The organism is Rothia sp. HMSC061D12 (assembly GCF_001836735.1).
GTDB lineage: Bacteria > Actinomycetota > Actinomycetes > Actinomycetales > Micrococcaceae > Rothia.
On sequence record NZ_KV830305.1, the window covers coordinates 966,448 to 991,960 of the forward strand.

Sequence of the window (25,513 nt, forward strand, 5' to 3'; positions counted from 1 at the left end):
AATAACTGCCTTTAAGTATCTCAGAGGTAACGCAGAAGGGCAGAACCTCGTAGAAGCTCGGGGCGAAATATGACCGGGTTGAGAGGTTTTGGGACGCGAAATGCTGAGGTGAGAGGTGCTGGCGAGGATTACGGAGACGCAGACGAGGACAGAGAATAGGGTGCAGAACAGCCCCGGTACCGTAAAGTACCGGGGCTGACTTCTACGCTATACGGGCGAGAACCTTGCGGAGAGAAACGTTACGTTAGGAACCGCAGCGGGGCAGGGAATCATCCGGGGTGCCGGACTTAATCGCCTCCACCGTCTTCACCGCCTCATCCAGGGTCGACACCGGCACAACCACCATCGTGCCGCGCACCTGACCGGCGTGATAGTAGTTGAACAGGTCAGGGTCCTGCGCCTGCATCTTCACAATCGAATCGCAGTTCTCCTTAGGCGCCAAGAAATAGCGCGCACCGTAACGACCCGTCGCCAAAATCTTGTACTTAATGCCGCCAATTGCGCCGACCTTACCGTTCGCATCAATCGTGCCGGTACCCGAAATGTAGCTGCGGTACGGGTCGCCTCCGGCGTCCTCATCGGCGAGCAGGGTACCCTCGCTGAGCTTATCGACCGTGCCCAGCGCCAGCATCAGACCCGCACTCGGGCCGCCCACACCGTCCAGGTTGTACTGCACGTGCGCCGGCAGGTCATAGCTCTGCTTCAAACCCGCGCCCAGAATCCAGCGGCTATTGTCGCTGGAACGAACCGGGGTCAGCTTAAACGTCTGTTGCTTGCCGTCACGTTCCACGGTCACATCAATCGGCGAACCGTTCGAGGCGTTTACCTCCTTCGGAACATCGGTGAGGGTCTCAATCTGCTTGTCCCCCACCTTCACGATGCGGTCATCAGCCTTCAGCGCGCTCGCCGCCGGGGAACCCTCCACCGTGGAAAGCACCTGAACCTTCTCGGTCACCGGCATCTTCAGCTGGCGCATCGCCGCGACCTTCGCCTGAGTCTGCGAATCAGCCATCTGCGCGCCGGTCGCCGCCGTCGCCTGCTCATGGCTCACATGCGGGTACAGGGCATCGGTCGGCACCACGAGGCTGCGGTTACCGTCAAACGCCAACCAGCCGTAGAACGCCTCCGCGCCGGACAGCTCAGTGTACGGGCCACCCGAAACCGACACCGTGGTCATGTTCATCTTGCCGAACGTCTTATAGCTCGGCGCACCCGAGACCTCAATGACGTCCTTCTCCTGGTAGGTTCCGAGCACGTCAAAGAGAGGGCCGGGGCCCTCCTTCACATAGGAACTCGGCAGAACAAAAGCCCCCGCCAGCAGGGCGCACGTCGCCACAGCACTGACAGAACGCAGGTTCACGCGGCGCGGCGCAAAACGCGAACGGCGCTTAGCCGCCTTCTCGGTACTCTTCACGCTCGCGGAGGCGGCGTTCGGCTGCTGCTCAGCATCGGGGGTGGGGGTGGGCTTAGTCATGGTTTCTACAGTACCGGATAAACCGGCTTTTCAGCACGCACGCGGGCACCGTCACCCCGCTAAAAATAGAGCAACCACGGGGCGTTCACTTTCTTACCCCCGCCGCGCTTTGTCAGCACCCCGCAGTTACAGCGGCACGAAAAAGCTCCCAAACCGGGGCGCCAGAGACAAGCTTGTGAGCCCTCAGCTGATTAAGCCGCCTCCACAGCGGTGGCGCGGGAAATTCTCAGCAAAAATCGGTAGGCTGGACAGCGAGCGGGCCAGCTACGCCCACCCCCGGATTACGAAAGGCTTCACATGTCTGAGAACCCCACCGGCGGCGCCTCCAACGAGCGCGACCCCCTCGAAGAATTCCTTAAGAAGATGCAGGAGCAGGGCTTCGACCCCTCCGCAGGGGCAACCGGCCAGGGCGGCAAGGGCGCCTCCAACGCGCAGAACCCCTTCAGCGCGCTCTTCGGCGAAGGCGGCCAGAACCCCTTCGGCATCAGCATCGACCCCGAAGACCTCAAGAACATGGGCATGGGCTTTGACCCCGCCATGATGCAGAGCATGTTTGCGCAGGTGCAGGCGATGTTCTCCGGCGCGGGCGCCTCCGACAGCCCCAGCGGCGTGAACTGGGATAGCGTGAAGAACCAGACCCGCCAGATGCTCGCCGCCAAGGGTGAAGACCCCTCCGTACCCGAAAACCTCAAGCGTGCCGTAGAAGACGCCGCGAACCTCGCCGACCTCTGGCTGGACGCCGTAACCACCGTTGAACGCCACAACCTGCCGGTGCAGGCATGGTCCAAGGCGGAATGGGTTGAGCACTCCTTCGACTCCTGGCGCGAAATGGTTGAGCCCGTCGCCGCCGAGGTCACCCAGTCCATGGTCATGCCCGGCCCCACGGACGAACTGCCCGAAGAAATCGCCTCGATCTTCAACAGCGGTTTCCTGAACAATATTGGTTCCGTGATTTTTGGTGCGCAGATGGCGCAGGCGCTTGCACAGCTCGCCGGTGAGGTGTACTCCTCCACCGACGTTGGCTTCCCCCTCGCACCGGGCTCCTCCGCCCTGCTGCCCAACGGCTACCAGCAGCTCGCTGAGAACATTGAGGTGCCCCCGCAGGAGGTTCTGCTCTACCTTGCCGTGCGTGAATCCGCGCTGATCCGCCTGCACAAGGCAAACCCCTGGCTGCGTGAAGACCTGGTTCAGCTCGTGGCGCGCTACGCCCGCGGCATTCGCGTGGACATGAACCGCATGCAGGACGCCGCATCCCAGGTGGACATGAGCAACCCCGACGCTGTACAGGAAGCATTCGAAGGCGGCATGTTCAGCCCCCAGCGCACCGAAGACCAGGAACTGGCGGTACAGCGCCTGGAGGGTCTGCTCGCCCTCATCGAAGGCTGGGTATCCGTCGTAACCGAGGACGCGACCCGCAACCTGCCCAAGGCACCGCAGCTGACCGAAATCATGGCGCGCCGCCGCATCGACGGCGGCCCCAGCGAGCAGGTCTTCGAGAACCTGGTCGGCCTGGAGCTGCGCCCGCGCCTGGTGCGTGAGGCACAGCAGTTCTGGCGCTGGTACGAAAACTCCCACGGCATTGAGGCCCGCGACGGCCTCTGGGACACCCCGGAGACCCTGCCCACCCCCGCCGAGCTGGAAGACTTCACCGCATACGACGCGCGCATGAACGAAATCAGCCTGGACGACGTGGACTTCGACTCGGAGCTGCAGAAGCTGCTGGACGGCGGCTTCGGCGACGCGCCCGAAGAGAAGTAAAGCTGAGCAAAGTAAAGCTGAGCGAAGTAACGCTGAGCGGCGAAAGTTAACAGCTGACACCTCGAGCGGGGGTGGCTTGTGAATGTACAAGCCACCCCCGCTCGAGTGTTTCGTTTGGTTTTTGATTCTTTGATTTTCGGGAAGCGCGTTAGCCGGCTGGATTTTAGTCGGCGCTGTTTTCGCCGCGCTCGCCCCGTTCACCTTCAGCACGCGAGCGCCCCAACTCGTACCCCTCCAGGTAGGCTTGCGCGCGTAGCAGCTGCGGGTAGCGCGCCTCCAGAGCACGGAACGCCGCCGAGTGATTCGGTTGCAGCAGGTGGCATAGCTCGTGGTGAATCACCGAATCCAGCACGTACTCGGGCACACCCTGCAGCTCCGAGGAGATACGGATCTGCGTGGTCGCGTAGGTTGCCGAGCCCCAGCGCTGACGCTGGTTGCTCACCCAGCGAATCGACAGCTTCTCCAGCCTGCCGGAGGCGACCAGCTCCGGCAGGTGCTTCTGCGCCAGGTGCAGCGCGCGGGAGCGCAGGTACTCGTCCGTGACCGTCAGCTGCGTGGCACGCTCACGGCGGGCGGCACGGCGCTGGATACGCGGCAGCAGGCGGGCAATATGCTCGTCAATCTCCTCGCTCGTGCTCGCGGCGGGAATGAGCAGGCGGTAGGCGGGGTTGCCGTGCTCGTCCACGCCGTCGCGCTGCATGCTGATGGTGCGGGTGCGGCGCGCCGAGCGGACCAGCTCAATCTGCGGGCGGTCCTCGGTGGCGGGCAGAATTTCACGTTTAAAACGCTGAGCCATAGTCTCCTCTTCCCTTCGACGAACGGCGGGGCTGCGTGGCACGAGGCTGAGCCGAGCGAGCCTGGCTATACGAGGAGCCGGCGCTCTCAGCCCTGCGGCGGCGCTTCGCCGGATCAATATCGTCCAGGAAACGCGAGCGCTTACGCTGACCGCGACCGCCCACGGTGCGGGTCATGGTCCAGGTCAGCCACAGGTACTTGCGGGCGCGCGTAATGCCCACGTACAGCAGGCGGCGCTCCTCATCCACCTCATCCGGGGTGGTCGCAAAAGTAATCGGCATGAGGCCCTCGTTCAGGCCGCACAGGAATACGGCATCCCATTCCAGACCCTTTGCCGCGTGCAGGGAGGCGAGGGTTACGCCGTTGACCTGCGGCGCGTCGTTGAATTCGCTACGGTGGTTCAGGGTCGCCACGACCTCGTGCATGGTCAAAGGGAGCGGCTCGGGCACGCCCGGGCGCGGGTTGGCGCGGTGCTCCTTGAGCTGCTCTTGGCGGTGCTGCGCCATCATATCCACCATGTGCACCAGGGCGGCGAGGGATTCCCACTTCTGGCGGGTGGCGCCTCCGGAAAGGGGGCCCTCCTCCTTGTAGCCGAGGCCGCCGAGCACGTCGCGGGTGTAGCGGGTGACGTCCTCGGTGCCGTCCGTGGACTTCGCCGAACCGCGCAGGGCAAGCATCGCCTGCTTGACCTCTGGGCGCTCAAAGAAACGCTCCGCGCCACGCAGCTGGTACGGGATGTGGGCGGAAGCCAACGCAGACTCAATCGCCGCCGACTGGGCGTTCGTACGGAAGAGCACCGCAATCTCCGAAGGCGCCACGCCATCCTTCTCAATCAGGTCGCGGATATCCTCGGCAATGCCGGCGGCCTCCTGCTCGTCGTCCGCGTAACCGAACCACTCCACGTCCACGCCGGGGCCGCGCTGAGACATCAGCTCCAGCGGCGGCGCCCAGGAGTGAGGGCTCGAATCAGGATGCGGGCGACGCGCCGCCAACAGACGGTTCGCCAACTCCACCACCTGCGAATGGGAGCGGTAGTCGCGAGTCAGCTTCACCGTGTGCGCGCCACGGTACCGGCGCGGAAAATCCAGCAGGTAACGGCTGGTCGCGCCGGTGAAAGAGTAAATCGTCTGGGAGGCGTCGCCCACCACGCAGATGTCGTCGCGGCCGCCCAGCCACACGTCCAGCAGGCGCTGCTGCAGCGGGGAGACGTCCTGGTACTCGTCCACCACGAAGTGGCGGTACTGCTGGCGCACGGTCGCGGCGAGCTTCTCGTCCTCCTCCAGCATAGCGATGGTCAGCAGCAGTACGTCCTCAAAGTCGATGAGGTTACGCTCATCCTTCAAATCCTCGTACGCCTGGAAAATACGTTGCATATTCTGCGGGGTAATCGCCGAGGGCAGCTGCTTCTCGCTCAGGCGCTGCATGATGGTGTCCGGGGTGAGCAGCTGGACTTTCGCCCACTCAATCAGCGACGCCAAATCACGCAGCAGGGAACGGTCCGTGCTGATGCGCAGACGGTTCGCCGCCTCCGTAATGAGCGTTGCCTTATTCTGCACAATCGACGGGAAGGTACCGCCCACCACCTGCGGCCAGAAATACGCCAGCTGACGCAACGCCGCCGAGTGGAAGGTACGCGCCTGCACGCCGTGCGCACCCAGCTGATGCAAACGGGTGCGCATCTCCTCCGCCGCGCGCAGGGTAAAGGTCAGGGCGAGCACGCGCGGGCCCTGGTAGCGACCAATCGCAATACCGTAGGCGATGCGGTGCGTAATCGCGCGGGTCTTACCGGTACCCGCACCCGCCAGCACGCGCATGGGGCCGTCTAGCTCGGTGGCGACCGCGCGCTGATCCGGGTCAAGCCCGGCAAGAATATCGTCTGCGGAGATCATATGCTGAGGCTGCTGAGATGTGGCGGTCATAATGCTCCATCAGTAAGGCGGGCGGTACGGGCAGGCGGCAGGCGCTCGCGCGGGCACGTGAACATATGGACGTGCGGGCGCGCGGAGGCGGTGATAGCCGGTCTTCCATTGTATTCTCCCAGAGCCCACCGGGGCTTCTTAGCCGTCGCTTCTTTCATTCAGGGCGTGAGGCGGCAGGCAGATAGCGGAACCTCCGGGAGCCGGAGGCAAGCAACCACCACCGAGTGTATTTAGGCTTGTCCACAAGTATCTTCACCACTTGGCATAAAGATCGCAAAAACTACTAAACGGCACACATTGGTTTGGTAACCTTAACCCGTGACTTTATCTCCCCTTCAGCTAGCAGCCATTGTCTCCGCCGGAGTGCCCGGGATCTACCCCGTCGGCGCCGAACCGGTCCGCGAAGACAGCGACGACTTCGACTCGGCCATCATCGCCGACTCCACCGGTCGCCGCTGGCGAGTCTGCGCCCCGCGCCGCCCCGACGCCAGCATGCGCCTGGAAGCTGAACACCTCATCCTGCAGTCGTTCAGCCCCGGCCTGCGTGCCCGACTGCCCTTCGCCGTACCCACCGTTGCCGGCACCGTACCGTACGCGGGCGGCAACGTGTTTGTGTACACGCACATCCCCGGCACCATCTACGACGTAGACCAGCTCGCCGAGCTGAGCCGCCGCGAAGTTGCGGCGAACCGCCCCTCCCTGGCGTCCATCATCGCCAAGGATATTGCGACCCTGCACGTGATGCCCGAAGACATTATTTACGAGGCTGACCTGCCCTCCTACTCTTCGGAGCAGATTCGCCTGCGCAAGAACGCCGAGCTCGAGCGTGCCGCCGCAACAGGCAAGGTACCCGCCGACCTGCTCGCGCACTGGCGCGCTGTGCTCTCCCCCGGACCCATGTGGCAGTTCCGCCCGCGCGTGGTCCACGGTGACATGGGGGCCGAGAACCTCGTACTGCACGTCACGCCCTCGACGGCGCGCATCGTGGAGGTCACCGGCTGGTCCGATGTGCACGTGGGCGACCCCGCGCAGGACTTCGCCTGGCTGTACTCCTGCCAGGACATCGACTTCACCGACGAGGCAATCGAGGTGTACCGCCAGCAGATGCCTCAGCTGCCCGACGCCTACCTGGCGCAGCGCGCGAACTTCTACGCAGAGTTCGCGATCGCCCAGTGGCTCACCCACACCGTGGAGGTGGGCGACCGCGACGGCGCAACCCACGCAGTGTCCATGCTCCTGGACATTCAGGACGACCTGCGTGCCTCCGGCGAACTGCTCGGACAGGAGGAGGTCGGCCCGCTGGTCGGTCCCGCCGAGTAGGCGTTAGGGTAGGTACCCGCCAGGTTGCCGCCAGCCAGGGTGTCACCTGCCGCATAGGTTTTTCAGTTCAGCCCCGCAGTACTGCACTGCGGGGCTGAAACTGCATCCGGGTGAGTATCTGCAGGAGTTAAAGCATGCGTGGCACCCGACGAAATCAGCTCTACAGAGTGTCTGTCAAACCGGCGGAATGATACCTATAAGGGCAAGTGGAGCAGCTTTTGACGGCTTTTTATCAAAATTTATTTAAGTGTTTTCCGACACTTTTTGAGCACCAGTTTTGCATTTTTGTGCATGAATGACTCAGATTAAGGCTGAGAGTTGAAGGTGCGCTAAAGGTGCCATTCACAATATTTCCCGGGTGCAATTACACCCCAAACCCACAAAAACCAACTTTTGGTTTTGAGAGTCCACAGAGCCTCAACTTCACCTTGAACCATGCTCAAAATGGTGCATTTTAGGGTAAAAACTTTGCCCGTAGATTTTTTCAAAAACTCCTGGAATACTTTTGCTGTGCCGCGAGAAAACCAGCGGACACACTCCCCATAGCGCACTGACCAGCGCTGATATCGTGGCAGCGATAAATTGGGGAGACAGATTGGACGGGACTCTGACCGGTCATGTCAGACCCGAGCCGGATTCATGCACCGCGCAACCAATCACCGATGGCAGAAATCTATAGAGTTACTTTCGAGGTTGTGTTTGAGAGTAAAGACGCACGCAAACCCCACGGGGCGCCGGCGGCGCGAGTGAGGCCGCGAGAGCGGCAGTCGTTCGGCGCGATTCTTTCCCGGAGCGTGCGAGGGCACGAAGTACCTCTATAGTTCTTCAGCGGCTGAGGACGCCTCTTACCCTAATGCAGTGGGGTAACGAGGCGTCCTCTGCCGTTAACACGAAAAGTCCACACAGAAAAGCAGCTCACGAGACGTAATGCCTCCGTGAGCTGCTTTTCTATATGCGGTTATTGGTTCAAGCTAACGCGCGAGCGCATACTGTCTAGCTCTACCGGTTAGCCCGGTTGCCTAGCCCTTACGCGCCTCACGAATCACCTTCGCCAGCTGCGCCTCCGTGGGCAGGCCACCGCGAATCTGGTGATCCCACACCTCCGCAACGCCCTTGCCGCCCAGGTACACGAACACGGTGCTGATACGCTCCGAGTCCACGCCCATGATGCGGGAGAATGCGATACGGTACAGACCCAGCTGGAAACGCCGCGACTGCATCGAGGCTGCCTTCGGGCGGGAACCGCTCTTCCAATCCACCAGGACCCAGCGTTCGCCGTCCTCGTCTTCGGTGCGGAACACCGCGTCGATTCGGCCGCGCAGACTTACGCCCTCAATGTGGGTTTCGACCGGGTACTCGACCGCCCAGATGCGTTCCTTCCACTCGTCGCTACCCCACTCGCTGTTGGCAAAGCGCTCCCAGAGGCGCTGCACGGAGGCGTCCAGCTCGCTCTCGGATTCCTCGTAGGCATCCTCAAAGGTGAACTCCTCGGAGCCCTCCCCCAGCGCCTGTTCCTGCAGGTCGGCGGGGTCTGCAGACTCAGCGGGTGCACCTGATGCGGCGGAGGCAACGGAGGCGGAGCCCGGCAGGTAAACGCCCACCGTATCCTCTGCCTCGGGTGCCTCCAGCGGGTCGGCGGTCGGAACCACACCGAAGTGCTCCTCAATCAGGGCGTGCACCGCCGTACCAATCGTTGCCGCACGCGAGGGACGCTGAGGCACCGGGCGCATCAGCTGATGCACCGTGCCCTGCGGGTCCTCGCTCAGGCGAATGAACGTGGAGGCGGACAGGTGCCCGGGCAGCTGCTCGGTCAGCACCGGGTCGGTCTGGCCCATCATGAGCAGCAGCAGGTCGGCTTCGCGTTCCCAGTCCACCGCCTGCTGGCGCAGGGGCTCGGGAATGGCGGACTCGCCGTGTGTAGCAGACGCAGCATGTGCGGCGGGTGCAGAGTCGGGTGCGGGGTAGGTTACGCTCTCCCCCGCTACCTCCGCGCTCTGTTGCGGGTCGTCTTCACCGGTGGCGAGCTCCACCGCCAGGGCGGCACGCTCCACCGCCTCACGACGGCTCGAGGAGTTAATCGCAATCTCACGCTCCAGCTGCTCATGCTGGCCGCGGCGAAGCACCGCCTTCGTACCCTGCGTGAGAGCGTCGTCAGAAGCCCAACGCCAAATCACAGGGCGCTCCAGCGGGTCAAAAGGCCACATGGCGGTCAGCACCGCACCCAGGTTCGGGTTCCTGTCTTCGTAGTTCTTCTGGGCGAACTGGCCGCGCACCTCAATCGGCAGCGCCGCCGCCACCGTCGGTGAGAAACCGGGCTGAGGCGGTTGCGCCTCACGCCATTTCTCCCGCTCGGTGGCTTCAATGACCCACTCGGGCACCGGCAGGTTCAGGCGGGTACAGTTCTCCGCCACCGTGCGGGCGCGGGTATGAAGAGCCGCCAGCTGCCAATCCCGCGCGAGGGCGGGAGCCATCGCCTCCACCAGCGCCCAGGCATAGCGTTGCACCTGCTCGACGTAGGTTGCCTGGGCGGCCGCGCGCGCCTCCTCCTGCCCGGGGGTGAGCTCGTCGGCGTCTATGGGGTAGCGTTCCAGCTCCTCCAGCAGTGCCGCCTCATCGGGTGCGGGCGGCAGGTTCGAGGGGTCCACGACCGTGCCGTGCACCAGGGTCACCGGCTCCGCCAGGCGGTACTTCGACTCAGCCAGCTGCTCAGCCCAGCGGCGCACATGGTTCAGATGCACCTTTTTGCGCTTGTCCGCGGGGTTCGGCATCGTATAAGACAGGCCCATGCCCACCAGCTGCGGTGCCGCCCAGGGTTCGTCTATCGTCTCCTGGAAACGCACAGAAGGCGCGTCTAGACCTATGGGTGACTTGAAGAGCATCTCCAGCAGCTCCTCCCAGAAGGGCTGCACCGGCTGGGGTGTTGCGGCGGTGCTCTTCCACCGGTAGGCGCTCATCGCCAGCAGGTTACGGGCACGGGTCATCGCCACGTACATGAGGCGGCGGTCCTCCATGCCGGTGTGCTCGGTGGCGTCGTCCTTATGCGTGGCAAGGTAGTCTTCAAGGTCCTTCGCCTTCTCGAAGGCGGTAATCTCCTCCGGGGTCTCAAGGATCGACGGAAGGTACTCGCGGTCGCCACGCAGCGGCCAGGGCAGAGCCGTATTAGCCGACATCTGCCACAGGTTCGGGGTCTGCCCGCCGGTCGCACTACCGCACAGGCCCGGCAGAAGCACATGATCCCATTCCAGGCCCTTCGCGGCGTGCATGGTCATCAGCTGCACCGCGTTCGGGTCAGGTTCCACAGCGCCCAGCGCCAGGCCCTTCTCCTCATCATCGGCACGCTCAAGCCACGCGAGGAAGCCCATCACGTAGCTCACGCCGCCCGAAGACAGCAGGAAGCGGCGCGCACCCGGGTCGCCCTCCTCCGCGCTCACGCCGTCAGAGCCGGCGTAAATCATCGCGTTAATACGCGGCGCCGACATGCCGTAGGCAGCGGCAACCTCGTGGAAAGCGTCCAGGTTCGCGCGTGAACCCAGCGGGTCGGTACCCGGGCGGACCGCCAGCTCAATATCCAGCAGCATGGTCCGCTCAATCTCGTACAGCAGCGTGCCCAAGTCCTCGCTCAAACCGGCACGCAGCACGCGCATCTGCTCAGCAAAAGCACGCAGACGCTCCAGCGCCGCCGGGGAGAAACGGCGACCACGGTAGTGCTCACCGTAGAGCGGTTCGCCGTCCGGTCCGTCCTGCGGCAGGTTCTCCACCGCCTCAATCAGGGAGGCGTAGCCGGAGGAGTCCTCCACCGCGCCCTTAAGGGTTTCGTCCAGGCGTTCCTGGGCGGCGCGCAGATGCTCTGTCTCCAAGCGGATATCTTCGGCGTTGTCAGCGTCTTCAGCCTCCGTGAGCATACGCAACGCCATCTGCTCACGCAGAGCACGCTCACGCTCACGCACCAGCGACTGCGCCCAATCACCCAGCGCCAACATATCCGCCGCGCCCAGGCGCCACCGCGCACCCGTCAGCAGGCGCGCCAGAGCATCCGAACGGTTCGGATCAGCCAGCACACGCAGCGCCGACACCAAATCCACAACCTCCGGCTGGGACAGCAGACCGCCCAGGCCCACCTGCTGCACCGGAATACCCAGGCGCTCACACTCCACACGAATCGGGTCCAGCTGACCGTGCACACGCGCCAACACCGCAATCTCAGGCATCTTCAAACGCGGACGCACAGAACCATCACCGGAACGATGCGCCGCGTAGGCGCGCTCATACTCGCGCACCGCCTGCGCACGCATCGCCGCAATACGCTCGGCAATAGCCACAGCCTCCTCGCGGTCAGAGTCGTGGTACGTCAAATCAACGCGCCCCACCATGCCCGCGGCAGCCTGCTCAAAGGCGGGCGAACCGGGTTCCCCCACCAGGGCGCAGCGCGGGCGCAGGTCAGGAACCTGAGCGGCGGTAATATCGCCGTCGGCGGCACGCACCCACTCGGGAACCTCCTTCAGCTTCTCCGCCACGTGGTTCGCCGCGTTCAGCACCGAAATGTCGTTACGCCACGCAATGGACAGGAACAGCGGCCGCACATGCGCGGTCGGGAAATGACGGTAGAAGCTGAACATCTGACCGTCCGAGGCACCACGGAAACCGTAAATTGACTGCTTCGGGTCACCCACAGCCATCACCGGATGCGCCGGAATACCCGCCGCCTCATCGGCACCGTAAATCGAGGAGAACAAGCTCATCTGCGCGTGCGAAGTGTCCTGGAACTCGTCCAGCAGAACCACCTTGAAGCGGGCACGCTCACCCTCACGGATCGCCGGGTCAGCCTCCGCAATACGGGCGGCAAAACGCATCAGGTCACCAAAATCCAGCACCTGCATGCGTGCCTTCACGCGGGCGTAGCTCATCGCCATGCGCGCGTACACTCGGCGGTTACGCAGCAGACGCTGAACCTTCAGAATGTCCCTCTCAGTCTTCGTCTCACGGCGAGGCTCGGGCACCGCCGCATAAGCCGCCAACTGCTCGGTACAGAAGTCAATAACCTGTTGCGGCTCCACCAGGTGCTCCGCGCACTCGTCAGAAAGCTGCAGCATCTGGTTAATCATGGTCGCCGCAGACACCGGCACGCCGTCCTTATCGAGGGGAAGCTCCCCCTCCCAGTACTGCACAATCTGCGCGGCAAGCTGCCACTTCTGCGCATCGCCAAGCATCTGCGCGTCCTGCTCCACGCCCAAGCGCAGACCGTACTCCTTGACGAGGTTATTCGCGTAGGAGTGGTAGGTGAGCACGGTCGGGTCAGCGATGCCCTCGCGTAGCTCCTCATCGCTCGGGGCGACGCGGCGGCTACGGCGCAGAGTGTTCAGACCGGCACGCATGCGGCTGCGCAACTCGGTTGCCGCCTTGCGGGTGAAGGTCACGCCGAGCACCTCTTCAGGGCGCACAAAACCGTTATCGACCAGCCAAATCACGCGGTCAACCATGGTCGCGGTCTTACCCGAACCTGCGCCCGCAATAACGAGGGTCGGGGCGGGGCCCGCCTCAATCATGCGGATCTGCTCGGGGGTCGGCTTCTTGCCGTCGGCGCCGTTGAGCATCTCGGCAATGTCGAGGGCGCTGCGGTAGTCGGCAGGCTTCAGCGCGGGGTCGTTCGCGACGGCTTCAGCCGAGAAGAGCACGCCGTTGGGCAGCTGCCAGCTATTGTGCTCACACCACTGGGCGGGGGTGAGCATGCCGGTGCCAGAACCGGGGTGAGCGCCGGGGGTAGTAACGCCCTGCATATCAGCGCCATATGCGCCAGAGTCAGTCATGATTCCTCTTCCTCATGGATCATTCTCATGGGAGGTTCGGGGTGAGTGATATCGAAAGAACAGGGGTGCTAGGGCTGAGTCACCTGACGGCCGCGCGTACAAATCGGGCAAATCTCCGGCAGACGGCACCCATAGCCGCCCTCACGGTGACGAGCCTGCACCTGCGCACCGGCGATGAGCTCCGCGGCGTGCTGCACCAGCTCAGCCGCCCACGAATCGTGCTCCGTCAGGGCGGGCTGAACCTGCAGGCGAGTCTTACTCTCGTCATTCACGCCCGAGGCGCCCAGCTGCACGAGCGCCGCGCCTCCGGAACGACCCGTATAGCCGGTGTACTCCAGCTCCTGGGGGCGGGCATCCGGTATCGGTTCGCCCACCTCCAGGGCGGCGGCTTCTGCACGGTAGCGCTCCTCCAGCTGCTCACCCGCGCCAGCCTCCACCGCAATCTGGTAGGCGGCAAGCTGCGGATGCGTCTCCATCTCCGAGCCAGTCGGCTTAGACTTACCGGTTTTCAGGTCAACAATGGCGTAGCGGCGGGTGCCGTCCTCAGCCGGGGCGGTACCCTCGAGGCGGTCCACACGGCCGGTGAGCAGCGCATCCAGCTCGCCGACCTCACCGGCAGGGTCGAAGGGCACCGGCACACGTACCGCGAAGGAGCCTTCAACACCGAGGTTCTGCCAGCCAGCGTCACCCATGTGCTGACGGTAGTAGTAGCTCAGGCGCAGAATCATGCGCTTGGCGCGCTCGTAGAGGGCGTAGGATTCCCAGGGCACGCGCTCGCGGTACTCTTCGTCGGTTTCGTCCTCCTTGCGGGCGGGCACGCCGAGGGAGCTAATGCGCTCGTCGAGGGCGGTTTGGAGCTCTTCGAGGGTGCCGGTCGGGTACTCTTCGGCGATGGCGTGCACGAGCGTGCCGAGGGAGCGGGACAGGTCGGTTTGGGCTTCCGCGCGGGCTGCGGAAACCAGCCAGTCCAGCGGGGAGCTGTGGATGGTTTCCAGGCGCGAGGGCGAGAGCGTAATCGTGCGGCGGCCGGGGTTTTCGGCCTGTTCTTCACCGTGTTCTTCGTCGTCTTCGCCGTGGTTTTCGTCCAGCTCAGCGTGATCTGCCGGGCGGTGCGCAAAGAGCAGCTCCGTGCTAGAAAGCGGCAGCAGACCCCACCACTCGTCGGGAGCGGCGCCGGGTGCCTGCGCATTCGCCAGACGCGCCAGAGTGCGGGAGGCGGCATCAAGTCGGTATGCGGAAGCCTCCGGGGTGGGCGCCTCTTCTTCCGGTGCGTTGTGCATCGGCGCGCCGTCCTGAGCGTCTTCGGCACGCATGGCATTCAGCGACTCCTCAACGAGGGTGCGGCGAAGCTCCGCCACGAGGGAACGCAGGGTCGCGGGGCGGCGCACGCGGGTGATGGGCACGTCCGTGGAGTCGCCGACCGCGTCAGTGGGCAGCACGAAGTCGAAGAACTCGCCGGGTGCCTGATCGTCGTTGCGTACCGCGGTGAGCACGAGGCGGGTGCTGGCTCGGGTGGCGGCGACGGCGAACATGCGCAGCTCGTCGTGGCGGGTGTCGCGCACGCGTTCGGGGTAGCTGCGGATGCGGGCGGGCGGCACAGGCTGCTCGCTCTCCCCCGCCTGCTGTTCTGCCTGCTGGGCGCGCTGGCGGAGGCGCGCATCGCACAGGTCCACAAGGTCGCCGGTGCTCAGCAGGGAGCCGCGCACGGTGGTGTTGGGCCAGGTTCCTTCCTGCAGACCGCATATATATACAGTGCGCCAGGACTGACCTGCGGCGAGCGCGGGGGTGAGAATCTCGACCGCGTCTTGGCGTACGCCGCGGGCGGCGAGGGTGTCCATGGGTAGGTCCTGCGCGTCGATGAAATCGAGGAACTGCTCGGCACCGGCGCCGCGCATCTGCTCGTCGAAGCGGTCGGCAGCTTCGAACAGACCAATCATGGCGTCGAGGTTGCGGTGGGCGGCATCGGCGTCGGGGCCTGCGCCGCGTGACTGGGCGACCCAGGTCTTTTCGAGGCCGCTGGCTTCCCAGAGCGCCCAGAGCACTTCGGTGCTGGTGGATTCGGGGCGAGCGAGTGCTTTACGTCCGGCGGAGAGCACGGCTGCGATGCGGTGCACGGCGCGTCCTACGCCCTCTTCGGGGAGGGTTTCGGGGTGTAGCAGGGCGCCGAGGAGCAGGTCGTCGCTGGGGCGGTGGCCGCCGCTTTGCAGTTCGATGGATCGTAGCTGCTGGCGGAGTCGTCGCACGTCCATGCTGGATGCGCCACCGAGCCGGGAGGTGAGCAGGGTGATGGCGCTCTGCGCGCCACCGAGGGGGTTGGCGCGGCTTTCTTCGGCGATGACGTCGTCGAGGCTTCGGCGCATGAGCTCTTCAGCTTCGGTTGCGCTGAGGGTTTCGTAACCGCTGCGCTCGGCCGCCTCCGTACCTTCTGCACCTTCTGCGGCGGGCATGTGCACGGCGGGATTGAGTGCCTTCTCGCCGCGCTTGCGGGCGTAGACGAGCAGGCTGAGCGCGTCGAGGAAGGGGCGTACGGCGGGCTCGTCGCGCACCGGCACGAGCGCCGCGGAGGTACGCGAGGGAATACCGTTCGAGGAGAGCACGCGGCGGATGCGCGCCACGTCCGCGCTGCTACGCACGATGATGGCGGACTCGCGGTAGGGGTGGTTGCCGTAGATGCGTTCTTCGAGCAGCATTTGGGCGATGAGGTTCGCCTCGTCCTGAGAGCTGGAGAGCGCATACTTATACACGCCGGCGGGTGCGGTGCGGTAGTGCGCGGGGTCGAGGATTTTGCCGTCGGCGCCCAGGTGCAGCAGCGGTTCGTCTGCGGCGCCCCAGGTGAGGGCTTCGTCGGCGGGGGTGGTGTTGATGCGTCCAAAGGTTGCGGGCGCACTGTTCTTTGCGCCTCCCTGCACACCATTCTTCGCCCTATCCTGTTCAGCGGTGAGCGGCACAAACCGGGTGTAGCGTGGCAGGCGGCGGCGAATGTCTGCCACGAGCGGCATCATGAGAGCGGGCAGGCGGTACGAGGTGGTGAGCGTGCGGGTGCGCATGCTCGGGAAGCTTGCCTGCAGGGTGGTGACGAGGTCTGGGCGGGCGCCTCGGAAGCCCTGGACGACGGCTTCATCGCTGTAGGTCATGACAACCTGGGGGCCTTCAGCGAAGAGGTCGGGGTGGGTTTCGGTCAGGTGCGCGGCGTCTGCGGGGGCGACTTCTGCGGCGATGAGGCGCAGCAGCCGGTAGATGGAGGGGCTGAGTTCCTGCACGTCGTCGATGAGGATCAGGTCGTAGCGGCGGCGTTCTTCCGCGAGGAATTCGGGGGCGCGCAGTAGCAGCCGGCAGGCATCGTTAATGAGTACTGCCGGGTCGTAGGCGTTTTTGGCGCGGAGGGCTCGCACGGCACGGTATTCGGTGTGCAGTTGGGCGAGGGCGTGCCAGGCGGGCTGGTTGTGTTCGGTGGCGAGGGCGTGTACGTCTTCGGCGGTGAGGTCGTATTCTGCCATGCGGTCGAAGAAGTCGCGGATTTCGTGGCGGAATCCGCGGGTGGGCAGGGCGTCGCGGAGTACGTCGGGCCAGGTGGGGCCGGGTGCGATGCCTTGGGCGTGGTTGGCGAGCAGTTCGCCGATGATGACGTCCTGCTCGGGGCCGGAGAGGAGTTTGAGGTTGCCTTCTACGCCGCTGAGCAGCCCGCGGGTTTGGGCTCGTTTGAGCAGGTCGAAGGCGTATGCTGCCCAGGCGCGGGTGGGTGCTACGGAGAGGCTTCGGTCGCTGGATGCGGCGATGGTGTCTCGCATGCGGGTTGCAGCGGTGCGGGTGGGTGCGAGGATGAGTAGTCGGGCGGGGTCGTTCCCGTCGGCGAGGTAGCGCAGGGCGCGTTGGGTGAGGTGGTGGGTTTTACCGGTTCCGGGGATGCCGGTGAGAAGTTGGGTTGTCATGGTTTCAGTCTATCGGCTGTAGCGCGGTTGTACCTTGTGGGCGGTCATGTGGGCTCGTCAGCTGCTTATGTGCCGCCTCGGTGACTTAATATGCCGCTCCCAGGGCTTAATATGCTGCTCCGCCGAGGGCTTATCCATAGCCGCGTGACGACCGGGCGCGCGCCTCCTTCTCCGCTGGGTTAGTCTTATAGCATGACCTGGATGAACGGCCTGCGCGCCACTTTTGACCTTGAAACCACCGGTGTGGACGTCACCACCGCCCGCATCGTGACTGCTTCCCTGATCCTACTGGACCCTCAGGGTAATGTGGTGCGCCGTGGCGAGTGGCTTGCCGACCCCGGCGTTGAGATTCCCGCCGGTGCCGCCGCCGTGCACGGTATTACGACCGAGTACGCTCGCGAGCACGGCCGTCCCGCCCGCGAGGTCGTGTGGGAGCTTGCCGGCGCGATTGGTGCGCTCAATATTGATGGTGTACCGATTATTGCGTTCAATGCCGCCTACGACTTCTCTGTGCTGCACCACGAGATGCTGCGCCACAATATTGCAAACGGCGAGCTGCCGCCCGGTGTGGTGCTCGACCCGTACGTTCTGCATAAGCATGTGATTCCGCGTAAACGCGGCAAGCGCACCCTGGAGGTTCTTGCCGCCGAGTACGGCGTCTCCCTCGAGAACGCGCACACCTCCGCCGATGATGCCCTGGCGGCGGAGCGTCTGCTGGTGAAGCTCACCGAGCAGTTCCCCGAGGTCCTCAACGTGGATGCGCACCAGCTGCACGAGCAGCAGATTCAGTGGGCAGCGGAGCAGGCGGCGAGCTTCCAAGCGTGGTTGCGTACGCAGCCGGGTAAGGAATCTGAGGTCATTGACGGCCGCTGGCCCGTGCGCCGATAAAACTGCGCCGCTAAAAACCTAGGCAGCATCCCCAAACACCTCTCCTTTACTGACGGGCTGACACTATCCCCGTTTGGGCTTCTCCCCTATGCTAGAAGGTAACCGCACCTACACGAATAGCACGTGAATAGCACGACCCGGAAGGCCTCTCATGGATGATCAGCCCCGCACTACCGAGCCGTACCCTGACACTAATACGCGCAGTATTTATCTGGGGTCTACCCGTCTGGCTCATGAGCATTTGGTGGCGCAGTCGCAGGTGGTGCTCCGCCTGGGCCGCATCCTGATGAAGTCGGGTGCGAGCGCATACCGTATTAAGGCGTCGATGGCGCGTTTGGCAAAGGCTGTGGGGTTGAAGGAGCATCACGCGCAGGTGACCTTCACCGAGATTTCGACCTCTTCGTACACGGAGGGTAATTTCCGTACTGAGGTGGCTGAGCAGCGCACGATGGGCATTAACGCTCATAAGCTGGATCAGTTGGGCAAGTTTATTTCTGAGCTTCCTGAAAAGATTACTCCTGCGGAGGCGAACGCCGAGCTGGACCTTATCGATTCGGCGAAGCCGCTGTACACCCGCTGGATGCTGGCGTTGGCGTCGGCGGTGGCGTGTGCCGGGTTCGCGTTCTTGAACCGTGGCGGCCTGGTGGAGTGCACGGTGGTGTTCTTCGCGGCGGGTGCCGGCCAGTTTTTGCGTTCGACTCTGCTCAAGCGTGGGGTGAGCCACCTGGCGACGTGGATGGCGTGTGGCTTCCTGTCGGCGGGCCTGTACATTGCGATTGTTAATGTGCTGGTTGCGGCGGGTTGGGTTAGCCCGAACCACATGATTGGTTTCATTTCGTCGGTGCTGTTCTTGGTGCCTGGTTTCCCCATGGTGACGGGCATGCTCGATATTTCGCGCATGGACTTTTTGGCGGGTATTTCGCGTCTAACCTATGTGGGTTTGTTGTTGCTGAGTGCGTCATTTGCGGTGTGGGTTTTGGGTTCACTCTTCCACCTGCCGTTGGCGGCTCCTGCGCCTCTTAACCTTGACCCGACCCTGTATTTGGTGTTGCAGGTGCTTTCCTCGGGTGTTGCGGCGGCTGGCTTCGCGATGCTTTTTGCCGCTTCCCCGGTGGCGTGTGTGTGGGGCGGCGTGATTGCAGCGGTGGCGAACCCCATCCGTATTCATATGGTGGAGGCGGGTATGCCCGCGCATATGGCAGCGACGATTGCCGTGTTTGGTGTGGGTATTTTGGCTGAGATTGTGGCGCCGCTGCATCAGCGTAAGTACACGCGTATTTCCCTGTCGGTTCCGGCGGTGGTGACGATGGTTCCGGGTGTTCCGTTCTACCGTTCGATGTCGCATTTTGCTAGCGGTGACATGTACTCGGCGGCGAGCGGTTTCGTGCAGTCCCTGCTGATTTTCATGGCGTTGGGTATGGGCCTGGCGTTTGTGCGTCTGCTCTTTGATAAGAACTGGCTGTTTGATCAGGACACTCAGGTGCTCAACCGTCTGGACACTGACCGGCACCTGCGTTAGCGCGTTGCGCATCCTCTCTGTTCCCTAACTTGTTTGTTGTGTTTTATCGTCACCTTTCGGTACGTTCAGGTGCTTGTCACCTGCGGTTCATCTGTAGCACCTATGATGGTTAGGGTACGGGACGTTAGTAACGTGCGGGCTCTGTCGCCTGCCGTGCGTCGTCCCTTGTAATTCTTTAGTTCGCCCTCTCGTTTGAAAGGCACCGATACGATGACTTCCTCTTCTACTCACCCGCTGCATCATGAAACCAGTGAGAAGCTTTTTGAGCGTTCTCGCGCGGTGATTCCCGGTGGTGTGAATTCCCCGGTGCGCGCCTTCAATTCTGTGGGCGGCACTCCTGCGTTTGCGGCGAAGGCTAAGGGCGCGTACCTGTACGATGCGGACGGCAACGAGTACGTTGACCTGGTCTGCTCGTGGGGTCCGTCGATTCTGGGTCACGCGCATCCGCAGGTGGTTGAGGCTGTTCAGCAGGCGGCTGAGCGCGGCCTGTCTTTTGGTGCGGCGAGCGCGCCGGAGGCTGAGCTGGCTGAGCTGGTGGTCAACCGTATTAACGCGGTGATTCCTGGCGCTATTGATCAGGTGCGTATGGTGTCCACCGGTACTGAGGCGACCATGACTGCGATTCGTCTGGCGCGTGGTGTGACTGGTCGCGACAAGATTATTAAGTTTGCGGGCTGCTACCACGGTCACGTGGATGCGCTGCTCTCTGAGGCTGGTTCGGGTGTGGCTACCCTGGCGCTGCCGGGTTCTGCTGGCGTGACTGCCGCAACCGCCGCGGAGACCATCGTTCTGCCCTATAACGACCTGGACGCTGTGCGTGAGGCGTTCGCGAACCATGAGGGTCAGATTGCCGCAATTATTACTGAGGCGGCGCCCTGCAACATGGGCGTGGTGACCCCCGAGCCCGGTTTCAACCGTGGCCTGCACGAGATTGCTCACGCGAACGGTGCGCTCGTCATTTTTGATGAGGTGCTGACCGGTTTCCGTGTGTCTTCGGCTGGTTACTGGGGTTACGCGGCTCCCGAGGATGGCGGCTGGGTTCCCGATATTTTCACGTTCGGCAAGGTCATTGGTGGCGGTATGCCCATCGCTGCCCTGGCCGGTAAGCGTGAGGTCATGGAGCACCTGGCACCGGTCGGCCCGGTCTACCAGGCGGGCACCCTCTCCGGTAACCCGCTGTCCGTCGCGGCGGGTATTACGACCCTGACCCTCGCTGATGCCGCCGTTTACGCGCACCTGGATTCGCGTAGCGCCCAGCTGCAGCAGGCTCTGACCGAGGCGTTCAACGCCGCCGGTGTGGACCACTCCATCCAGAGCGCCGGTAACCTCTTCTCGGTCGCGTTTGGCACCTCTCAGGAGGGCGTGCACAACTACGCCGACATCAAGGCGTCGGCAACCAGCCGATACAACGCGTTCTTCCACTCCATGCTCGAATCCGGCGTGTACCTGCCGCCGAGCGCATTCGAGGCATGGTTCGTTTCTGCCGCACACGACGATGAGGCGATGGACCGTATCATCTCGGCTCTTCCGGCTGCAGCCGCCGCGGCTGCCTCCGCGTAAGGGTTTGAGAGACGTAAGGAGGTGAGCCGCTCATGGATCTGAGCGCTCTGGGACTGCCTATGGAGCAGCTACGCGACGTGTGGCTGATCGCCTTCATGGTGTACCTGGGCTTGTGCCTGCTGGTGGATATCGCCTACCCGGTGCCCATCAAGAAGGAGAAGGCAGCCGAACTGTACCTTGAGGTGTCCGGTTCGCCCGTTGATGAGGCGCGCCGCGCCACCGCGGAACGCACCGCGATGGGTGCGCCGCTGAGCTCCTCCCGCAAGGGTAGCGCCACGAAGAAGGCGAAGAAGAAGCTGGATTCCATAGAGGGCGCCGGCGTGTTTAGCGGCTGGTTCCACGTGGTCATGTACCTGTGGGGCTGGATTGTGGCGGTCTCCATTTTTACCCTGTACTGGGATATCGTGTATGACGGCGTTGTACTGCCGGCGCTGCTTCTGCCGTTCCTCATGGTGTACCTGGGTGCGCGTATTGGCCGCCGCCACTGGCGTGCGGCCCGCGGATACAGTAAGGACGACCGTGTGCTGGGCATGCCGCGCATCTACTCGGCGACGCTGGGTAAGCTGAGCGCCCCGTTCCGTGTGCGCGGCACCGTGCCGGGTGTGGAGCCGATTCGTGACGACCGCACCGCCTACTGGATCCTCGGTGGTATTGCGTTCCTGCTCGCCTCGGTCTTCTTAGTTTCGCTGGCTGGCTGGAGCATCGACGAGGATTGGGAAGCAATCTATATCGGTCATGCTTCTTGGTTCTTGGCGGCGGCGTACATTCCGTTGCTGATTATGTTGCTGATGTATAACCGCGATTACGTGCTGTACAACCCGGATTCGTTCCAGGCTGGGCGTCTGCTCCTTCCGGCGAAGTCCCGCCCCTACTCTGAGGTTCGCGCATTCCGTGTGTACCCGAAGAACCCGGACGCTATCAAGCTGAACCCAAAGGACGCGAGCCAGTGGAAGCTGGAGATTCTGCTTCCCGGCGGCCGCAAGCACAACTATTCGCTGAATGATCACCAGATTGATTGTTTGGTGGCGCAGATTGCATTCAATATTGAGCAGGGACGCTGGGCGCAGCTGGACTCGCCGGCGGACCGTGAAATGTTGGCGAAGTACTTCGTGGACGGCCGCGTCATCTGCACGACCATGGGGTACAAGCCTGCCGGTAAGCATGCGGAGGAGGCGGCACGCCGCGCGTCCTTCCAGAAGGCGCAGTACAAGTAAGCGGACTGCTCTAATACCGCTCTTATACCGCGAGAAGCCACATGTGTTTCGAGAAGCCACGTTTTATGTTGCTTTTCGAAACACATGTGGCTTCTCAGCACCGTAGACACACCATCACGAACACACCATCACCGACAACGTAGAGAGGACAATTCATGGAGCTAAGCGCTTTGGGGATGCCCCTAGAGCCAGTACGCTACATATGGCTCATCGCCTTTATCGTTTACATAGGGTTATGCGTAGTGCCCGCTATCACCCATCCGGCAACCATCACCACGGAGAAAGCAAAAGAGCTCTACATCGCCCGTTACGGCTCTCCCGTCAACAATGCAATGAGGTATGCCGAACGTCGCTCCCTGGAGGGTAACCCGCTACCAAAACATAAACTGCGCTCTAACCTCACCCGCGCCCGCAAAGAAATCGATAGCGTATACGGTATCTCCTCGATTGAGGCGTGGTTCCACGTGCTCATGTATGTGTGGGCATGCCTTGTCGCACGATCCATCTTTCGTCTGTACACAGATATTGCCCATAATGGCATTCTGCTACCGGCGCTGTTGTTGCCGTTCTACATGGTGTTCGTGGGTGCACGTTCAGGTCGCCGTACCTGGCGTAAAGCCCGCAGCATCGACGCGGATGACATTACAGCCGGATTGCCTCAAATCTATAGCGCAGCATTGATGCGTCTAAACATTTTTGCTGTGCCGAATGGGGCTCATCCTCAAGCTAAACCGGTTCGAGCAAAGAATGATTTCTACGTTGAAACCCACTTTGTGCTGGTTCTGGCTCTCATCGTTTTCTTCTACTCGCTGGTCGGTTGGACGATTCTGGGTGTCCGCCCTATGCCCATTGGTGGCGCATCCATAACGCTGGCAATTGTTACCACCGTAACCGCAGTAACTCGGTGGGTTCATATGAGGCGGTACCTGCTATTCAACCCCGACTCGTTCTACATCGGGCGGCTCTTCCTCCCCGCGAAGAAGTACAGCTACCCCGATATTGTGGAGTTCTGTGTCTTCCCGAAGAACCCCGAACAGATCAAGCCGACCTTCTACGAGCCGTCGCAGTGGCAGATAGAAATCAAGGTGCCGTCTTTCATTCCGCCGAACCTCGCCAAGCGCATGCCGTGGCTGCGCAGGCACATTGTGGCGGTGCACGATGAGCGCGTCGTCTGCCTCACCTCCCAGGTTGCCTTCTACCTGGAGCAGGAACGCTGGGCGTACCTACGCTCCCCCGCCGACCGTGAGAAGCTCACGGAATACTTCACCAACGGCAACATTGTGTGTGCCTCCCTCGGGTACAAACCCGTCAGCGAAGAGCCGGAGGAACGATCATAAACAGCGAAAAGCCACATGTGTTTCGAGAAGCCACCAAAGAAGTGGCTTTTCGAAACACATGTGGCTTCTCAGCGTTCAAAGAGGGAGGGATTTAGGCGTCCAGCTCGCGGAGCCAGCCTGCCGCCTCCGTACCGTAATAGGTCAGGATGACGTCCGCACCGGCGCGGTGAATCGAGCGCAGCGACTCCAACACCACAGCCTTACGGTCAATCCAGCCGTTCGCCGCAGCCGCCTCAATCATCGCGTACTCACCCGACACCTGATACGCCGCCACCGGCACCGGCGAAAACTCCGCCACCTCACGCACAATATCCAGGTAGCTACCGGCAGGCTTCACCATCACCATATCCGCGCCCTCCTCCAAGTCGGCGCGCACCTCCAGCAGCGACTCGCGGCGGTTCGCCGGATCCTGCTGATACGTCTTACGGTCACCCTTGAAGGTCGACTCCACCGCGTCACGGAACGGCCCGAAGAACGCCGAAGCGTACTTCGCCGAATACGCCAGAATCGACACATCCTCAAAGCCAGCCTCGTCCAGGGCAGCGCGCATCGCCGCGATCTGGCCGTCCATCATGCCCGACGGGGACACCGTGTGCGCACCCGCACGAGCCTGCGAAACCGCCATCTTGCAGTACAGCTCCACGGTCTCATCATTATCCACCACGAGGGTGCCGTGGCCGTCATCAACCAGCACGCCGCAGTGGCCGTGGCTCGTGAACTCGTCCAGGCAGGTATCAGCCATAACCACCAGGTCGTCGCCGAACTCCTCACGGCACACCGCAATCGCACGGTTCAGGATGCCCTGCGGATCCCACGCGGTCGAACCGACCTCGTCCTTATCCTCATCGCGGGGAATGCCAAACAGGTCAATGCAGCGGATGCCCGCCTCGTACGCCTCACGCACGGCGGGAATGATGCTCTCCAGGGTGTGCTGGTACTGGCCGGGCATGGAGCGAATCGGCTGCGGCTCGTCAATGCCGTCGCGAACGAAGAACACCTGAATCAGCTGCGCGGGGCGCAGGGTGGTCTCAGCGACGAGGGAGCGCATGGCTGCGGTGGTGCGCAGACGGCGCGGGCGGCGGGTGAGGTTCATGATCTCTCCTGAAAACTCGATAAAAATATGTGGTCTTAGTAGATGAGGGATGCAGCGGCGCGCGCCAAATCCTGCGGTGACGGCGAATCGGCCTGCACGTAGCGCAGGTTCAGGGCGCGGCATGCAGAGGCGGTACTCGCCCCAATTGCCACCACCGGCGGCACGGAATCGGGAGGCACAGATTCAGGCGTTAGCGCGGGGGTGCCGTCCAGCAGGGCGTGCAGGCGGGAGGGGGCGGTCACCACCAGCACATCCGGTGCGGGTACATCTACGGTACTCCCCTGCACGAGTGCGCGGGCGGCGGCAAGGCTCAGCTCGCCGGGCGCCACCTGCTCGGCGGGCACCATGTCGTAGAGCACGCAGCGGTGGCTATCCCAGCCCAGGTCTTTGAGGCCCTCGCGCAGGGTCGGTCGGGCGTTGGAGCCTTCCAGAACCAGCACGGCGGCGGGCTCGGTTGCAGGCTTTTCAAACTCCGCGAGCATACCGGCGGCACTCTGCACCTGCGGTTGAAAATCCGTGCCCAGCCCCAGCTGGGCGTGCACGGCGCGGGCGGTTGCCGCACCCACGCAGGCGATGCGCACTCCCCCGCTCGCGCAGGCGCGGGCAAACTCCGCACCCCACAGCTCGGCGCAGGCGCGAACCGTGTTGGCGCTTGTGAAGCTCACCCACGCGTACTGACCGGAGGCGAGCGCCGCCAGCGCGGCGGCGTGGTCTGCGTCCGGTTCGACGGTGCGTGCCTGCTGTAGCGGGGCGAAGAGTACCCGGGGCTCCCCCAACCCATTCTGTGCACATTCTTCGGCGAGGACGCGTGCGAAGGCGGCGCCCTGGGCGGCGGAGCGGGTCAGCAGAACCGTGCGCGGGGATTCAAACCCCCGGTGGGTCTGCGAGCTGTCGGCAGACATG

14 protein-coding genes are annotated in these 25,513 nt (G+C 63.2%); 7 read left to right on the forward strand and 7 right to left on the reverse strand.

What is annotated here, in order from left to right:
• Positions 1-244: 244 nt before the first annotated feature.
• A complete protein-coding gene (locus tag HMPREF2682_RS03740) occupies positions 245-1,474 on the reverse strand; it encodes a YlbL family protein (protein ID WP_070831547.1) in 1,230 nt (409 codons plus the stop codon).
• 297 nt (positions 1,475-1,771) lie between these two features.
• Between HMPREF2682_RS03740 and HMPREF2682_RS03745 the strand changes: the two genes are divergently transcribed.
• Complete coding sequence (locus tag HMPREF2682_RS03745) at positions 1,772-3,232, forward strand: zinc-dependent metalloprotease (RefSeq protein ID WP_070831550.1); 1,461 nt, start codon at positions 1,772-1,774, stop codon at positions 3,230-3,232.
• Positions 3,233-3,395: 163 nt separating this feature from the next.
• Here the strand turns inward: HMPREF2682_RS03745 and HMPREF2682_RS03750 are convergent, their stop codons facing one another.
• The gene (locus tag HMPREF2682_RS03750; protein WP_070831554.1) at positions 3,396-4,028 is read right to left on the reverse strand and encodes a M48 metallopeptidase family protein; all 633 of its coding nucleotides are present in this window, start codon (positions 4,026-4,028) and stop codon (positions 3,396-3,398) included.
• Positions 4,012-5,946, reverse strand: coding sequence for an ATP-dependent helicase (locus HMPREF2682_RS03755; protein ID WP_070831557.1), 1,935 nt, complete (start codon positions 5,944-5,946; stop codon positions 4,012-4,014). The genes HMPREF2682_RS03750 and HMPREF2682_RS03755 overlap by 17 nt, the downstream gene beginning before the upstream one ends.
• 318 nt (positions 5,947-6,264) lie before the next feature.
• Between HMPREF2682_RS03755 and HMPREF2682_RS03760 the strand changes: the two genes are divergently transcribed.
• Positions 6,265-7,266, forward strand: a complete 1,002-nt coding sequence (locus tag HMPREF2682_RS03760) for a phosphotransferase (protein WP_070831565.1) — start codon at positions 6,265-6,267, stop codon at positions 7,264-7,266.
• Positions 7,267-8,285: 1,019 nt separating this feature from the next.
• Here HMPREF2682_RS03760 and HMPREF2682_RS03765 read toward each other — a convergent pair.
• Complete coding sequence (locus HMPREF2682_RS03765; protein ID WP_070831567.1) at positions 8,286-13,070, reverse strand: ATP-dependent DNA helicase; 4,785 nt, start codon at positions 13,068-13,070, stop codon at positions 8,286-8,288.
• Positions 13,071-13,138: 68 nt separating this feature from the next.
• Entirely contained in the window at positions 13,139-16,999 is a 3,861-nt protein-coding gene (locus HMPREF2682_RS03770; RefSeq protein ID WP_070831570.1) for an ATP-dependent DNA helicase, read from the reverse strand.
• A gap of 192 nt (positions 17,000-17,191) precedes the next feature.
• Between HMPREF2682_RS03770 and HMPREF2682_RS03775 the strand changes: the two genes are divergently transcribed.
• The 5 genes from HMPREF2682_RS03775 (at position 17,192) to HMPREF2682_RS03795 (ending at position 23,517) form a co-directional block, all read left to right on the forward strand.
• On the forward strand, positions 17,192-17,887 hold the full coding sequence (locus HMPREF2682_RS03775) for a 3'-5' exonuclease (protein ID WP_070831573.1): 696 nt from the start codon (positions 17,192-17,194) through the stop codon (positions 17,885-17,887).
• Positions 17,888-18,038: 151 nt separating this feature from the next.
• On the forward strand, positions 18,039-19,406 hold the full coding sequence (locus HMPREF2682_RS03780; RefSeq protein WP_070831576.1) for a threonine/serine exporter family protein: 1,368 nt from the start codon (positions 18,039-18,041) through the stop codon (positions 19,404-19,406).
• Positions 19,407-19,616: 210 nt separating this feature from the next.
• Positions 19,617-20,966, forward strand: coding sequence for a glutamate-1-semialdehyde 2,1-aminomutase (gene hemL / locus HMPREF2682_RS03785; protein WP_070831578.1), 1,350 nt, complete (start codon positions 19,617-19,619; stop codon positions 20,964-20,966).
• 32 nt (positions 20,967-20,998) lie between these two features.
• Positions 20,999-22,180 (forward strand): sugar dehydrogenase, encoded by a 1,182-nt coding sequence (locus HMPREF2682_RS03790; RefSeq protein WP_070831581.1) that lies wholly within the window; start codon positions 20,999-21,001, stop codon positions 22,178-22,180.
• Between the two features lie 242 nt (positions 22,181-22,422).
• Positions 22,423-23,517, forward strand: coding sequence for a transcriptional regulator (locus tag HMPREF2682_RS03795; protein ID WP_246827244.1), 1,095 nt, complete (start codon positions 22,423-22,425; stop codon positions 23,515-23,517).
• A 91-nt stretch (positions 23,518-23,608) separates the two neighbouring features.
• On the opposite strand, the gene hemB is transcribed toward HMPREF2682_RS03795, so the two are convergent.
• Both hemB and HMPREF2682_RS03805 read right to left on the reverse strand, forming a co-directional pair.
• The gene (hemB, locus tag HMPREF2682_RS03800) at positions 23,609-24,610 is read right to left on the reverse strand and encodes a porphobilinogen synthase (protein ID WP_070629876.1); all 1,002 of its coding nucleotides are present in this window, start codon (positions 24,608-24,610) and stop codon (positions 23,609-23,611) included.
• A gap of 35 nt (positions 24,611-24,645) precedes the next feature.
• On the reverse strand, positions 24,646-25,512 hold the full coding sequence (locus HMPREF2682_RS03805) for a uroporphyrinogen-III synthase (RefSeq protein WP_070831587.1): 867 nt from the start codon (positions 25,510-25,512) through the stop codon (positions 24,646-24,648).
• Position 25,513: the final 1 nt, after the last annotated feature.

What these genes read in the sequence shown, in the direction of transcription:
- HMPREF2682_RS03740 (WP_070831547.1), bottom strand. Translation starts at nt 1,474, where the DNA reads ATGACTAAGCCCACCCCCACCCCCGATGCTGAGCAGCAGCCGAACGCC.
- HMPREF2682_RS03745 (WP_070831550.1), top strand. Translation starts at nt 1,772, where the DNA reads ATGTCTGAGAACCCCACCGGCGGCGCCTCCAACGAGCGCGACCCCCTC.
- HMPREF2682_RS03750 (WP_070831554.1), bottom strand. Translation starts at nt 4,028, where the DNA reads ATGGCTCAGCGTTTTAAACGTGAAATTCTGCCCGCCACCGAGGACCGC.
- HMPREF2682_RS03755 (WP_070831557.1), bottom strand. Translation starts at nt 5,946, where the DNA reads ATGACCGCCACATCTCAGCAGCCTCAGCATATGATCTCCGCAGACGAT.
- HMPREF2682_RS03765 (WP_070831567.1), bottom strand. Translation starts at nt 13,070, where the DNA reads ATGACTGACTCTGGCGCATATGGCGCTGATATGCAGGGCGTTACTACC.
- HMPREF2682_RS03770 (WP_070831570.1), bottom strand. Translation starts at nt 16,999, where the DNA reads ATGACAACCCAACTTCTCACCGGCATCCCCGGAACCGGTAAAACCCAC.
- HMPREF2682_RS03775 (WP_070831573.1), top strand. Translation starts at nt 17,192, where the DNA reads ATGACCTGGATGAACGGCCTGCGCGCCACTTTTGACCTTGAAACCACC.
- HMPREF2682_RS03780 (WP_070831576.1), top strand. Translation starts at nt 18,039, where the DNA reads ATGGATGATCAGCCCCGCACTACCGAGCCGTACCCTGACACTAATACG.
- hemL (WP_070831578.1), top strand. Translation starts at nt 19,617, where the DNA reads ATGACTTCCTCTTCTACTCACCCGCTGCATCATGAAACCAGTGAGAAG.
- HMPREF2682_RS03790 (WP_070831581.1), top strand. Translation starts at nt 20,999, where the DNA reads ATGGATCTGAGCGCTCTGGGACTGCCTATGGAGCAGCTACGCGACGTG.
- hemB (WP_070629876.1), bottom strand. Translation starts at nt 24,610, where the DNA reads ATGAACCTCACCCGCCGCCCGCGCCGTCTGCGCACCACCGCAGCCATG.
- HMPREF2682_RS03805 (WP_070831587.1), bottom strand. Translation starts at nt 25,512, where the DNA reads ATGTCTGCCGACAGCTCGCAGACCCACCGGGGGTTTGAATCCCCGCGC.